At 69.2% G+C, this 12,514-nt stretch carries 14 protein-coding genes; 12 read left to right on the top strand and 2 right to left on the bottom strand.

What is annotated here, in order from left to right:
* The first annotated feature begins 195 nt into the window (after positions 1-195).
* Together EGM46_RS15055 and EGM46_RS13915 are read left to right on the top strand one after the other, a co-directional pair.
* Entirely contained in the window at positions 196-612 is a 417-nt protein-coding gene (locus tag EGM46_RS15055; protein WP_431194090.1) for a methyltransferase, read from the top strand.
* Positions 519-1,454: a hypothetical protein gene (locus tag EGM46_RS13915; RefSeq protein ID WP_206427590.1), complete on the top strand. Its 936-nt coding sequence runs from the start codon at positions 519-521 to the stop codon at positions 1,452-1,454. The genes EGM46_RS15055 and EGM46_RS13915 overlap by 94 nt, the downstream gene beginning before the upstream one ends.
* Here the strand turns inward: EGM46_RS13915 and EGM46_RS13910 are convergent.
* The gene (locus EGM46_RS13910) at positions 1,451-2,203 is read right to left on the bottom strand and encodes a sulfite exporter TauE/SafE family protein (RefSeq protein ID WP_125100728.1); all 753 of its coding nucleotides are present in this window, start codon (positions 2,201-2,203) and stop codon (positions 1,451-1,453) included. The two genes, EGM46_RS13915 and EGM46_RS13910, sit on opposite strands and share 4 nt — an antisense overlap.
* A 114-nt stretch (positions 2,204-2,317) precedes the next feature.
* Here EGM46_RS13910 and hisD point away from each other — a divergent pair, with 114 nt between their 5' ends.
* From hisD to EGM46_RS13895, 3 genes are read left to right on the top strand one after another with little or no spacing between them, the layout of a single operon-like run.
* Complete coding sequence (gene hisD, locus EGM46_RS13905) at positions 2,318-3,631, top strand: histidinol dehydrogenase (RefSeq protein ID WP_125100731.1); 1,314 nt, start codon at positions 2,318-2,320, stop codon at positions 3,629-3,631.
* Complete coding sequence (nrdR, locus tag EGM46_RS13900) at positions 3,632-4,114, top strand: transcriptional regulator NrdR (protein ID WP_125100727.1); 483 nt, start codon at positions 3,632-3,634, stop codon at positions 4,112-4,114.
* 6 nt (positions 4,115-4,120) lie between these two features.
* Complete coding sequence (locus tag EGM46_RS13895) at positions 4,121-5,170, top strand: quinone-dependent dihydroorotate dehydrogenase (RefSeq protein WP_125100726.1); 1,050 nt, start codon at positions 4,121-4,123, stop codon at positions 5,168-5,170.
* A 67-nt stretch (positions 5,171-5,237) separates the two neighbouring features.
* Here EGM46_RS13895 and EGM46_RS13890 read toward each other — a convergent pair whose 3' ends face one another.
* Positions 5,238-5,813 carry a DUF3043 domain-containing protein gene (locus tag EGM46_RS13890; protein WP_125100725.1) on the bottom strand — a complete coding sequence of 192 codons (576 nt, stop codon included), beginning with the start codon at positions 5,811-5,813 and terminating at the stop codon, positions 5,238-5,240.
* 158 nt (positions 5,814-5,971) lie between these two features.
* Here EGM46_RS13890 and EGM46_RS13885 point away from each other — a divergent pair, with 158 nt between their 5' ends.
* The 7 genes from EGM46_RS13885 (at position 5,972) to EGM46_RS13855 (ending at position 11,740) form a co-directional block, all read left to right on the top strand.
* Positions 5,972-6,349, top strand: coding sequence for a HesB/IscA family protein (locus EGM46_RS13885; protein WP_125100724.1), 378 nt, complete (start codon positions 5,972-5,974; stop codon positions 6,347-6,349).
* 149 nt (positions 6,350-6,498) lie between these two features.
* Positions 6,499-7,347: an aa3-type cytochrome oxidase subunit II gene (ctaC, locus tag EGM46_RS13880; RefSeq protein ID WP_125100723.1), complete on the top strand. Its 849-nt coding sequence runs from the start codon at positions 6,499-6,501 to the stop codon at positions 7,345-7,347.
* A 17-nt stretch (positions 7,348-7,364) separates the two neighbouring features.
* Complete coding sequence (gene ctaD, locus EGM46_RS13875; RefSeq protein ID WP_241156363.1) at positions 7,365-9,002, top strand: aa3-type cytochrome oxidase subunit I; 1,638 nt, start codon at positions 7,365-7,367, stop codon at positions 9,000-9,002.
* 19 nt (positions 9,003-9,021) lie between these two features.
* Positions 9,022-9,444, top strand: a complete 423-nt coding sequence (locus EGM46_RS13870; RefSeq protein WP_125100721.1) for a cytochrome c oxidase subunit 4 — start codon at positions 9,022-9,024, stop codon at positions 9,442-9,444.
* Between the two features lie 12 nt (positions 9,445-9,456).
* Positions 9,457-9,900 carry a GNAT family N-acetyltransferase gene (locus tag EGM46_RS13865; RefSeq protein WP_125100720.1) on the top strand — a complete coding sequence of 148 codons (444 nt, stop codon included), beginning with the start codon at positions 9,457-9,459 and terminating at the stop codon, positions 9,898-9,900.
* Between the two features lie 4 nt (positions 9,901-9,904).
* Positions 9,905-10,369, top strand: a complete 465-nt coding sequence (locus EGM46_RS13860; RefSeq protein WP_125100719.1) for a TetR/AcrR family transcriptional regulator — start codon at positions 9,905-9,907, stop codon at positions 10,367-10,369.
* Positions 10,370-10,459: 90 nt separating this feature from the next.
* Positions 10,460-11,740, top strand: a complete 1,281-nt coding sequence (locus tag EGM46_RS13855) for an Nramp family divalent metal transporter (RefSeq protein WP_431194089.1) — start codon at positions 10,460-10,462, stop codon at positions 11,738-11,740.
* Positions 11,741-12,514: the final 774 nt, after the last annotated feature.

Raw genomic sequence — 12,514 nt, 5'->3', positions numbered from 1 at the left:
GCGCGGGAGCTCGGGCTCGTCGCGCCGGACGCGGACGCGGAGGCCGCGGCGCCTGGCCAGGAGCCCCTCCGCGCCGCGCTGTCGCTCAACCCGGTCGCCGTGGCGGACTCCGCTGCCGCCGAACCGAGCGAGTGGTGGATCATCTCCGACCTCGACGACCAGCTGCGGCGCGGCCCGGCCCGGCCGGACCACGTGATGGGGATCGGCGGCGCGACGCGCTCCCTCATCGCGCAGGCGCCAGGCTGCCGAGCGCCGCGCGCGCTCGACCTCGGCACCGGCTGCGGCATCGTCGCGCTCCACCTCGCGCGGCGCGGCGGGCGCGTCGTCGCCACCGACATCTCCGAGCGCGCCCTCACCTTCGCGCGCGCGAACGCCGAGCTTAACGGGGTGGGCGACGCGATCGAGTTCCGCGCGGGGAGCCTCTTCGCGCCCGTCGCCGGCGAGCAGTTCGACCTCATCCTGTCGAACCCGCCGTTCGTGATCACCCCGCGCACGGGCGAAGGGCCGGTCTACGAGTNGTGGGCGACGCGATCGAGTTCCGCGCGGGGAGCCTCTTCGCGCCCGTCGCCGGCGAGCAGTTCGACCTCATCCTGTCGAACCCGCCGTTCGTGATCACCCCGCGCACGGGCGAAGGGCCGGTCTACGAGTACCGCGATGGTGGGCTCGTCGGCGACGCGCTCGCCGAGGCGGTCGTCACCGCGGGCCCGGCGCACCTCGCGCCGGGCGGCACGCTCCTCTGCCTCGCCAACTGGGAGACCCCGTGGGGCGGGAACGGGCTCAGCCGGGTGGCCGACTGGCTCGATGCGGCGGCCCGCGACGCGGGGCCCGCGCTCTCCGCCTGGGTGATCGAGCGGGATCGCGTCGACCCCATGCAGTACGCGGAGACCTGGGCGCGCGACGGCGGCGCCCGCCCGGGCAGCGCCGAGTTCGACGGCCTGCTCGACGCGTGGCTCGAAGATTTCGCCGCGCGCCGCGTGGTGGCGATCGGGCTCGGCGCGATCCGGATCCGCCGCGAGGCGCTGCCGGCGGAGCCCCGCCTGCTCGTGCACGTTGAGCAGGCCACCGGCGCGCTGGCCGGTGCCGGGCTCGGCGATCAGCTCGAGGCGGCGTTCGCCGCGGGGAGCGCCGCAGCGCGCATGAGCGACGCCGAGGTGCTCGCGACGCGCTGGCTCGTCTCCGACGCGGTGAGCGACGAGCGCATCCACGCGCCAGGCGCGGAGGCCCCGCACGCGATCACGCTCGTCACCGACCGCCCGATCGCGCGGCGCGTGACGGCCGATCCGCTGCTCGCCGCCGCCGTCGGCGCGAGCGACGGCGATCTCACCCTCGGCCAGATCGCCGACGCGCTCGCGCAGCTGCTCGAGGTCGACGAGGGCGCCGCCCGCGAGGCGATCGTGAGCGGCGCGCGCGAGCTCGCCTGGCTCGGGATGCTCTCGCCAGCGCCAGGGAACTAGCCGAGCAGGTCGACCGCGCCGTGCACGAGTGAGGCGCCGGCCCCGACGAACGCGAGCACGATCACGAAGCGCCGCACCTGCGTCGGGGCGACCACGCGCAGCAGTCGCTCGCCGGCAGCGATCCCGCCCAGCACCGCCAGCACGACGAGCAGCCAGAACCACCACGCCGCCGCCGGGATGCCCGCGGGGTCCATCGTGAGCTTCGCGGTCGCCGAGGTCGCGCCGACCAGGATGAAGTAGGGCTGCAGCGTCGCCGCGAACGCGGTCTGCGGCCAGCGGGTGAGCACGGCGTACGCGCTCACCGCAGGGCCGCCGACGCCGGCGAGCGCGTTGGTCAGCCCAGAGAGGAACCCGGCCGCGGCGCGCGGGGCGCGCGGCTCCGTGGTGAAGCGCGCGTGCTGCAGCGCGAGCGACGCCGCGAGCGCCACGATCACGATCGCGCCGACCGCAACGGACATCACGGCGGGGGAGAAGCGCTGCCCGAGCCAGGAGCCGAGCACCGCGCCCACCACCGCGAACGCGCCGAGCCAGCGGAACATCGACCAGTCGATGCTGCGCCACACGCGCGGCAGAATGAGGACGCTCGAGAGCACCCCGAGCAGATTGACGAGCAGCACGCCCTCGTGCGGGCCGAGCACGAGCGTCATGAAGGGCGCAACCAGCAGGGCGAAGCCGAGCCCGGCCATGCGCTGCGCCGCCGAGCCAGCGAGAATCAGCGCGAGCGTCAGCGCACCCGCCAGTGGTGTCATCGTCTGCGCCTCCCGTGGTATTCCCCGCTCCATCCTGTCAGACGCGGCCGCGCCGGGTGGCGGGGGCCCGCCCCGAGCCGGGGCGCTTCCTCCCACCGGTAGACTGGGCGCGTGATGCGTATGACTGATCTCCGAGGGCAGCAGCTCTCCCGGAGCGAGCTGCTGAAACTGGTGCCGCGCGCCGCGATGGGCGCCGAGGTTGCGGTGGAGCGGGTCCGACCGCTCGTCGCCGCGGTTGCCGAGCGCGGCGAGGCCGCCCTGCGCGAGCAGGCGCGCGACTTCGACGGCGTGACGGGCCACGCCCTCCGCGTGCCGCTCGAGGCGATCACCGGTTCGCTGCAGGACTGCCCGCCCGAGGTGCGCGCGGCGCTCGAAGAACTCATCGCCCGGCTGCGGCTCGGCTCCGCCGCGCAGGTGCCGGCCCCGCGGACCACGCACATCGGCGACGGCGCGGTGATCCGCCAGCGCTGGCAGCCGGTGTCGCGCGTGGGTCTCTACGCGCCAGGCGGGAAGGCGGCGTACCCGTCGTCGGTGATCATGAACGCGGTGTCGGCGCAGACCGCCGGGGTGCCGGGGCTCGCGCTCGCCTCGCCAGCGCAGGCCGACAACGCCGGGCTGCCGCACCAGGCGGTGCTGTGGGCGGCGGCGCTCTGCGGCATCGAGGAGGTGTACGCCATCGGCGGCGCTGGCGCGATCGCCGCGTTCGCGCACGGGGTCCCCGAGATCGGGCTCGACCCGGTCGACGTGGTGACGGGCCCGGGAAATGTCTTTGTCGCCGCGGCGAAGCGGGTGGTGAGCGGACTCGTCGGGATCGACTCGGAAGCCGGCACCACCGAGATCCTCGTCATCGCCGACGATTCGGCCGACGCGCGCTTCGTCGCGGCCGACCTCATCAGCCAGGCCGAGCACGACGAGGCCGCGGCCTCCGTCCTCGTGACCGACTCGGCAGCGTTCGCCGCCAGCGTGCAGGACGAGGTCGCGCGCCGCGCCCCAGGTACGCGACACGCCGAGCGCGTCGCCGTCGCGCTGGCCGGACCGCAGTCGGCCGTGATCCTGGTCGATGACCTCGCGACCGCCGCGCGCGTGAGCAACGCGTACGGGCCGGAGCACCTCGAGATCCAGACGCGCGACGACGAGGGCGTGCTCGCCGATATCACCGACGCCGGCGCGATCTTCCTCGGCAGCTACACCCCGGTCAGCCTCGGCGACTACCTCGCCGGCTCCAACCACGTGCTGCCAACGGGCGGGACCGCGCGCTTCGCCGCCGGGCTCGGCGCGCACACGTTCCTCCGGCCGCAGCAGATCATCAGCTACGACCGGGCGGCGCTCGCGGCGACCGAGGCGCCGCTGCTCGCGCTCGCGGGGGCCGAGGGGCTGCCCGCGCACGGCGAGGCCGTGAGCGCGCGCTTCGAGGGGGAGAGCAAGTAGATGCACTGTCCGTTCTGTCGCCACCCAGACTCGCGCGTCATCGACTCGCGCACCGCTGACGATGGCCTCTCCATCCGCCGCCGCCGGCAGTGCCCCGAGTGCGGCCGCCGCTTCACCACCACCGAGACGGCGAGCCTCACCGTGATCAAGCGCTCCGGGGTCGTCGAGCCGTTCAGCCGCGAGAAGGTGATGAGCGGCGTGCGGAAAGCCTGCCAGGGCCGGCCCGTCACCGAAGCAGACCTCGCGGTGCTCGCGCAGCAGGTCGAGGAGTCGGTGCGCTCGAGCGGGATCGCCCAGTTCGACGCCAACGAGATCGGTCTCGCCATCCTGCCGCACCTGCGCAAGCTCGACACCGTCGCCTACCTCCGCTTCGCGAGCGTCTACCAGGCGTTTGACTCGCTCGCCGACTTCGACGCGGCCATCGCCGAGCTGCGCGCGCAGCCCAGCGCGGCTGATTCCACGACCGCAGCAGCCCAGGAGTAACCCAGCATGCGCCTCTACCCGCTCCTCTTCTCGACCGTGCTCCGCCGGATGAACCCGGAAACAGCGCACCACCTCGCGTTCACCGTGATCCGCGCGACGCCGCTGCTCGGCGGGCTGGTGCGGCGATTCTGCGCGCCGGATCCCGCGCTGCGCGTGCGCGCACTCGGCCTCGACTTCCCGAGCCCGTTCGGTCTCGCGGCCGGCTTCGATAAGAACGCCGACGGCATCATCGGGCTCGGCGAGATCGGCTTCGGGCACGTCGAGGTCGGCACGCTCACGAAGCACGCGCAGCCGGGCAACCCCAAGCCGCGCATGTACCGGCTCGTCGGGGATCGCGGCCTGATCAACCGCATGGGGTTCAATAACGGTGGCTCGGCCGCCGCGGTGCCGCGCATCGAGCGCGCACGGCTGCGCCGCGCCCGCCCCATCATCGGCGTGAACATCGGCAAGAGCCGGATCACCGAGGTGGCGGACGCCACCGCCGACTACGTGTGGAGCGCCGAGCGGCTCGCCCCGATCGCGGACTACCTCGCGGTCAACGTGTCCTCGCCGAACACGCCCGGCCTGCGCGGGCTGCAGGAAGTCGAGCTGCTCGAGCCGCTGCTCGCCGCGGTGCGCGACGCCGCGGGGAGCACCCCGCTGCTCGTGAAGATCGCCCCGGATATGGCCGACGAGCAGATCGACGCGATCGTGCAGCTGGCGCGTCGCCTGGGACTCGACGGCATCATCGCGACCAACACGACGATCTCCCGAGCGGGGCTGCGCGCCGACGCCGCAGAGGTCGAGGCGATGGGCGCAGGCGGGCTCTCGGGCGCGCCGCTCAAGGATCGCTCGCTCGAGGTGCTGCAGCGCATTCGCGCGGTCGTCCCCGATCCCGAGTTCTGTGTGATCTCGGTGGGCGGCGTCACGACGGCCGCAGACGTGCACGAGCGGCTGCGCGCCGGCGCGACGCTGGTGCAGGGCTACACGGCGTTCATCTACGAGGGGCCGCTCTGGGTGCGCGCCATCAACCGCGGCCTCGCGCGGGCCGGCTTCCGCGGGAACGCTGCGGCCTAGCTCGACCAGGAATGCGTGAGGCCCGCGATCCGAGTGGATCGCGGGCCTCACGCAGTTGAGCGGTCGCTTAGCTCGGGTAGTTGCCGCGCTTCACCTGGGGCTTCGGCATGCGGAGCGGGCGGAACTGCATCGCGCGCATGGCCGCGTACCAGCGGTAGCCCGGCTGCACCTTGTCCTCGCCGAACTTCGCGGCGAGGAGGCGCTTCAGCTTGAAGCCGACGAACACGGCGTCAAGGATCGCGAGCGCGACGAACGCCCAGATCGCGACCAGGCTGATGATCTGCACGACGCCCGGGATGAACGTCATGACGAGCACCACGAGCATCATGGGAATGAGCATCTCGCCGACGTTCCAGCGCGCGTCGATGTAGTCGCGCACGAAGCGACGCTGCGGGCCGCGGTCGCGCACGGTGAGGTAGCGCTCGTCGCCCTCCATCATGCCGAGGCGCGCGCGCTCGCGCGCGTCGGCCTGCTGCCGGCGCTGCTCCTTCTGGACCGACTTGTCCTTGGAGCCAACGATGGGGCGGGCGTTTGCGGCCTCGGCCTGCTTCCGTGATGGGGTGGGCCGCCCCTTGCCGATGGGCTCGTCCGGGGTCTCCTGCGCGCTTGCGCCCGCCGCAGCCGCGGCGTCCTTCTTTGACACGCCTGTCCTCTCGCTCTGGCGCGGCAATCCGCGCCCTGTGTCGTGCACCCGATCGGGCGTTCTCTGCAGCCCAGAATACCGTGTTCGGCGGGGGCTGTCCTGCGCGCGACGGAGCGGTAGACTGGGCCAAACTGAACGATCCGAGCGAGGAGTACTCAATGAGCACTGAGACCATCGCGCCAGAGACGGCCGTCCCGGCAGCCGAGAGCGCACACGGAGTAGCACTGAGCGCCGCCGCGCAGGACAAAGTGCGCAGCCTCCTGGCGCAGGAGGGGCGCGACGACCTGCGCCTCCGTATCGCGGTGCAGCCCGGCGGCTGCTCCGGCCTGATCTACCAGCTCTTCTTCGATGAGCGTGAGCTCGACAACGACGCGGTCGTCGACTTCGACGGCGTCGGCGTCGTGGTCGACCAGATGAGCGTGCCCTACCTGAGCGGCGCGACGATCGACTTCGAGGACACGATCGAGAAGCAGGGCTTCACGATCGACAACCCGAACGCGCAGGGCAGCTGCGCGTGCGGAGACAGCTTCAGTTAGGCGAAAACGCGAACCAAGTTCCGCGACACCCGGTGTTGGTTCGGGGAACGCTCAGGTTCGCGCTAAGCTAACAGGGAGTAATCAGCTTCGCCTGCTTTGTGGGCGGCACGAAACATTTCGAAAGGTATGCGGTGCGTTCCAATCGTCGAATGAAATGGGTAGCGGCCCCCGTGGCGCTCTCAGCAGCGCTGCTCCTCGCAGGCTGCACCCCTGAGCAGCAGCGAGGCTTCCTCCCGGCTGGCTCCGAAGGGGCAACCAACCACACGGACGGGATCACCGGGCTGTGGGTGACGTCTTGGATCGTGCTGCTCGCCGTCGGTGTGATCACCTGGGCCCTCATTATCTGGGCCACGATCGCCTACCGCCGCCGCAAGGGCCAGACCGGCCTCCCGGTGCAGCTGCGGTACAACATGCCGATCGAGACGTTCTTCACCGTGGTTCCCGTGATCCTCGTGCTCGGCTTCTTCGCGTTCACCGCGCAGGAGCAGAGCTCGATCGAGGCGCGGTACGAGAACCCCGAGAACACCGTCGAGGTGATCGGCAAGCGTTGGGCGTGGGACTTCAACTACGTCGATGAGGATGTCTTCTTCCAGGGCGTCCAGGTGCAGACCGGCGACGAGGGCGAAGCCAAGGAAGAGACCATGCCGGTGCTCTACCTCCCCGTTGACAAGACGACCGAGATCAAGCTCGAGACGCGCGACGTCATCCACTCCTTCTGGGTGGTCGAGTTCCTCTACAAGAAGGACATGATCCCGGGGCAGACGAACTACATGAGCTTCACGCCCACGAAGACCGGCACCTACATGGGTAAGTGTGCCGAGCTCTGTGGCGAGTACCACTCGATGATGCTCTTCGAGGTGAAGGTCGTCGAGCAGGACGAGTACGACGCATACATCGCATCGCTGCGCGACGCAGGCAACACTGGCCAGGCCACCCTTGAGCTGAACCCGAACCAGGACCAGTTCTACGGTGACGGCGCCAAGGCGCAGAACGAGTAATGAGGGATAGCAAAAACATGAAGAAGGGCAACGTCATCGTTTCGTGGCTGACGTCCACGGACCACAAGGTGATCGGGTACATGTATCTGATCAGCTCCTTCGTGTGGTTCCTCATCGGCGGCCTCATGGCCCTGGTGATCCGCGCGCAGCTCTTTGCTCCCGGTCTCGAGGTCATCGCGACCAAGGAGCAGTACAACCAGCTGTTCACCATGCATGGCACGATCATGCTGCTGATGTTCGCAACGCCGCTCTTCGCTGGCTTCGCCAATGTCATGATGCCGCTCCAGATCGGCGCACCGGACGTCGCCTTCCCGCGACTGAACGCCTTCGCCTTCTGGCTCTACACCTTCGGCTCCCTCATTGCCGTTGGCGGCTTCCTCACCCCGCAGGGCGCTGCGTCCTTTGGCTGGTTCGCCTACTCGCCGCTCTCGAGCATGACCTACTCGCCCGGTGTCGGCGGCAACCTCTGGGTGCTCGGCCTCGGTATCAGCGGCTTCGGCACCATCATGGGTGGCGTGAACTTCATCACGACGATCATCACGATGCGCGCCCCCGGCATGACCATGTGGCGCATGTCGATCTTCACCTGGAACACGCTGATCACCTCGATTCTCGTGCTCCTCGTGTTCCCCGTGCTCGCAGCGGCAATGTTCGGCCTCGCTGCCGACCGTATCTTCGGCGCGCAGATCTACAGCGGCGAGGGCGGAGCCATCCTCTGGCAGCACCTCTTCTGGTTCTTCGGACACCCTGAGGTCTACGTCATCGCGCTGCCGTTCTTCGGCATCGTCTCAGAGGTGTTCCCCGTGTTCAGCCGCAAGCCGATCTTCGGCTACAAGACGCTGATCTACGCAACGATCGCGATCGCCGCGCTCTCCATGACCGTGTGGGCTCACCACATGTACGTCACCGGCTCCGTGCTGCTGCCGTTCTTCGCACTGATGACCATGCTCATCGCGGTGCCCACCGGTGTGAAGATCTTCAACTGGCTCGGCACGATGTGGCGCGGCTCCATCACTTTCGAGACCCCGATGCTCTGGTCGCTTGGCTTCCTCGTGACCTTCGTCTTCGGTGGCCTCACCGGTGTGATCCTCGCGTCGCCTGCCCTCGACTTCCACCTCTCGGACACGTACTTCGTCGTGGCGCACTTCCACTACGTGATCTTCGGTACCGTCGTGTTCGCGATGTTCGCTGGCTTCTACTTCTGGTGGCCCAAGTGGACCGGCAAGATGCTCGACGAGCGTCTCGGCAAGATTCACTTCTGGGTGCTCTTCATCGGCTTCCACATGACCTTCCTCGTGCAGCACTGGCTCGGCGTCATGGCCATGCCTCGTCGCTACGCCACGTACCTGCCGGAGGACGGCATCACCTGGGGCAACCAGCTCTCCACCGTCGGCGCGATGATCCTCGGTATCTCGATGATCCCGTTCCTCCTGAACGTGTACATCACCGCACGCCGTGGCGAGAAGGTCACCGTGGATGACCCGTGGGGCTACGGCCGCTCGCTGGAGTGGGCAACCTCCTGCCCGCCGCCGCGCCACAACTTCACGTCGATCCCGCGCATCCGCTCCGAGTCGCCCGCATTCGACCTCAACCACCCCGAGGTCAGTGGCGTCGAGCAGCCGGTTCCGGCTCGCGAGCTCTCAGAGCAGAAGTGATCCCGAGGAGTATTCAGCTATGAAATCCAATATCGCCATCTTCTGGCTGCTGACGGTGTACTTCACGCTGCTCGCAACGGTCTACACCGTGTGGAACCTGATCGAGCACCAGGCCGTCGAGTGGGCAGGATCGACCACGATCCTGCTCTCCGCAGGGCTCACCGCCTTCATCGCGGTGTACCTCATGCTCGTGCAGAAGAAGCAGGGCGGCGTCCTCGTTGAGGATCGCCTCGACGCCGACATCGACGATGGGGACCCCGAGCTCGGTGAGTTCAGCCCCTGGAGCTGGTGGCCGCTGTTCCTGGCCCTCGCGTGCTCGCTGGTCGTGCTCGGCCTCTGCATCGGGTTTAACTTCTGGCTCTCGTTCTTCACGCTGCCGCTCGTCCTCGTGGCGATCGTTGGCTGGGTGTACGAGTACTACCGCGGCAACTTCGCCCGCTAGCCGGACCACCGCGTGAGCATCATCATCCGCCGCGGCAAGAGCGAGGACGCACGAGACGTCCTCGCTCTTGCCCGCCAGTTCACCACCGGGCGCGAGGGCATCGGCAGCGACGAGTTCCTTGTCGCGTTCGACAACGTGCTCCGCCACCGCGACCAGGAGACCAATGTCCTGTTCGTGGCCGAGCTCGACGAGCGCGTCGTCGGCTACTCGCTGATGACCGTGTCTCGGCTGCTCCACGCGCCGGGTCTCACCGCTCACCTGCAGGAGATCGTTGTCGATGAGGCCTCGCGTGGCCACGGCGTTGGCGATCGTCTCATGCAGGCGAACGAGCACTACTGCATGGGGCGCGGGGTGCGACAGCTCTCGGCCTCGACCGCGCGCATCGGCTCGTTCTACAACCACCGCGGGTTCGAACCGGTGGGGGAGCACTACCGCAAGATCCTCGAACTGGGCTGACAACATGACCGAGCGTCGCGTCAGGCGCCGTCCAGGCGAGAATCGCGAACGCCTGCAAGAGGCCGGACTCATCGAGTTCGGCCTCTTGGGCTTTCACGGCACATCGACCGGCCGCGTGGCGGCGCGTGCGAGCGTCCCGCAGCCGCATGTCTACGCGAACTTCCGCACGAAGCAGGAGCTCTTCCTCGCCTGTGTGGAACGCGCCGTCGACACGGTGCTCGCTGCTGGCGGGGTGTCTGGGTATCTGCGCGATCCCGGTGATCTCGGTGGCTCGGATGCATCCGAGGCTGCACGGGTGATCTTCCAGGCGTACGCCGCGGCGCAGGACCCCGGTCTCGTGGACGCGTTATCTCCGCTCCTCGACCGCTTCGAGCGTGGCGTGGACGTCGAAACCCGCAACGCAGTGCTCGGCCGCGCAGGCTCGGCGCTGCGGGCACCCGCACCGGAGGCCGGTCGCGCCATTCAGTAGGCCCCTGCTCACTACTCAGCGATCCGGCCCTGTCCCCTCAAGCTGTGTCTTCGGCACGTAAAACGGGAAAGTTCGGGTAGTCTCACTTTTGTGGCGAGACGTGTCGAATCCGAGGTGCTGAGCTCGAGCGCGGGCTCGGCTGCGCCGGCGCCGGCCCGACGCCGTTCGAGCGGCATCACGCTGCTGGGACCGGCCTTTGTTGCGGCCATCGCCTACGTGGATCCCGGCAACGTCGCCGCGAACCTTACCGCCGGCGCCGAGTACGGCTACCTCCTGCTCTGGGTGCTCGTCGCCGCGAACCTCATGGCGATGATCGTCCAGTACCTGTCCGCGAAGCTCGGGCTCGTCACCGGGCGAAGCCTCCCCGAGGTGCTTGGAGCTCGAATGCGTCCCTGGCCTCGTCGGCTGTACTGGCTGCAGGCAGAGATCGTGGCGGCCGCGACCGACGTCGCCGAGGTGATCGGTGGCGCGTTGGCGCTGTACCTGCTGTTCGGCGTGCCACTCCCGCTCGGCGGGCTCATCGTCGGGGTGGTCTCCATGGCGCTTCTGCAGCTGCAGTCGCGGCGCGGGCAGCGGACCTTCGAGTTTGTGGTGATGGGGCTCCTCGGCGTCATCACGCTGGGGTTCCTCGCTGGGCTGCTCTTCAGCCCGTTGGATCCCCGGGGCATGGTCGACGGCCTCGTGCCCCGCTTTCAGGGCTCGCAGAGCGTCCTGCTCGCCGCGAGCATGCTCGGCGCCACGGTCATGCCGCACGCGGTGTACCTGCACTCGGCGTTGGCCCGGGACCGGCATGGCGCCCGCAACGCGCCCTCGCGGATTCGGCAGCTCCTGGTCGCCACACGCTGGGATGTCGCGCTCTCGCTCGTGGTGGCCGGCGGAGTGAACATCGCGATGCTCCTTCTGGCGGCGGCGAGCCTGCCCGGCGTGGCGGGAACCGACTCGATCGAGGGGGCACACGCGGCGATCACCTCGGCGCTGGGCCCCACGATTGGGGTGATCTTCGCGATCGGTCTGCTCGCGTCTGGCCTCGCGTCGACCTCGGTGGGGTGCTACGCGGGGGCGACGATCATGTCGGGCTTGTTGCGGGTCCGCGTGCCCATGCTGGTGCGGCGCGCGGTCACGCTCGTCCCCGCGCTCATTCTGCTGGCGGTGGGGATCGACCCGACCTGGGCGCTCGTGCTGAGCCAGGTGCTCCTCTCGCTGGGGCTCCCGTTCGCGCTGACCCCGCTCGCGCGCCTCACGGAGCGGGTGGACGTGATGGGGGCCTTCCGCAATGGCCGCTGGCTGCGCGCGGTCGCCTGGCTGGTGGTGGCCCTCATCGTGGCGCTCAACGTCCTGCTGCTCGCGCTGATCTTCACGGGCCGCGCGTAGGCCCGCCGCCGGGCTCCGCCCGCGCCCCGTCTCCGCTAGCGCTCCGCGCCCCTCCCGCGCCCCGGCACCCGCCACCAGCCCGGCTCCGCTCCCCGGCTCCCGTCCTGTCCGCCCGCACCTTGAATCAGCTCGCCGTGTGTTTCAGGCACATCTAGTGTGGGTACGATCCAGAATCCTCTCGCATACCGGAGCAAACTCGCACGGAGTGCCCAGAATCGGGGCGCCTGGTGCTCGACACCCCCTCCAGGTCCTTCAACTGGACCGCGCCAGGCGCAAGAGGGGCTCTGCCTTTGCGTGAACGCTGGACCCGTCTCACCCTGGGGTCAGAGCCTTCTGCGCCCATCTGCGGGGCATCGGGTCCCTAACGCATTGGTGCGACTCTGAGCCGAAATAGTGGGCCAGAACGGTCAAAACTCGCATTTAGTTCGGGGCTCTGTGCGGGAGAGGCGTGGAGTGGGCGACATCCTGGCCCCCCGAGGGAGCGCGATCGCGGGAGGAGCTGCGCCGTGCATGCCGCGAAAGCCCATCGACTGTCAGCGTCTGGTCGCTCCGGATGGGTGAGAGTTTGCTCGCCTATTTGGCTCCAGAACGGCTCAAACTCAAACTGAATGTCCACCTGGCCGCGGCCTTGGGGAATGGTGGGGGTGTGCGCCGATTGGGGTGAGGGATAGCGGAGCAAAGTTCATGGAAGTCGTGGGCGGGCCGGAGCGGGGGCAACGGGGCTCGAGCACGCGTGGCCCGGGGCCGCCGTGTGGTGAGGGTTAGTGGCCCTCG

Origin of the sequence: Leucobacter chromiireducens (assembly GCF_003917135.1) — a bacterium.
Lineage (GTDB): Bacteria > Actinomycetota > Actinomycetes > Actinomycetales > Microbacteriaceae > Leucobacter > Leucobacter chromiireducens_A.
The sequence above is the reverse complement of the archived record's forward strand: the minus strand, read 5'-3'. Positions and strand labels throughout refer to the sequence as shown.

Coding starts and splice junctions, on each gene's coding strand:
- ctaC (WP_125100723.1), top strand. CDS start 6,499: ATGAAATGGGTAGCGGCCCCCGTGGCGCTCTCAGCAGCGCTGCTCCTC.
- EGM46_RS13910 (WP_125100728.1), bottom strand. CDS start 2,203: ATGACACCACTGGCGGGTGCGCTGACGCTCGCGCTGATTCTCGCTGGC.
- EGM46_RS13895 (WP_125100726.1), top strand. CDS start 4,121: ATGCGCCTCTACCCGCTCCTCTTCTCGACCGTGCTCCGCCGGATGAAC.
- EGM46_RS13870 (WP_125100721.1), top strand. CDS start 9,022: ATGAAATCCAATATCGCCATCTTCTGGCTGCTGACGGTGTACTTCACG.
- nrdR (WP_125100727.1), top strand. CDS start 3,632: ATGCACTGTCCGTTCTGTCGCCACCCAGACTCGCGCGTCATCGACTCG.
- ctaD (WP_241156363.1), top strand. CDS start 7,365: ATGAAGAAGGGCAACGTCATCGTTTCGTGGCTGACGTCCACGGACCAC.
- EGM46_RS13860 (WP_125100719.1), top strand. CDS start 9,905: ATGACCGAGCGTCGCGTCAGGCGCCGTCCAGGCGAGAATCGCGAACGC.
- hisD (WP_125100731.1), top strand. CDS start 2,318: ATGCGTATGACTGATCTCCGAGGGCAGCAGCTCTCCCGGAGCGAGCTG.
- EGM46_RS13885 (WP_125100724.1), top strand. CDS start 5,972: ATGAGCACTGAGACCATCGCGCCAGAGACGGCCGTCCCGGCAGCCGAG.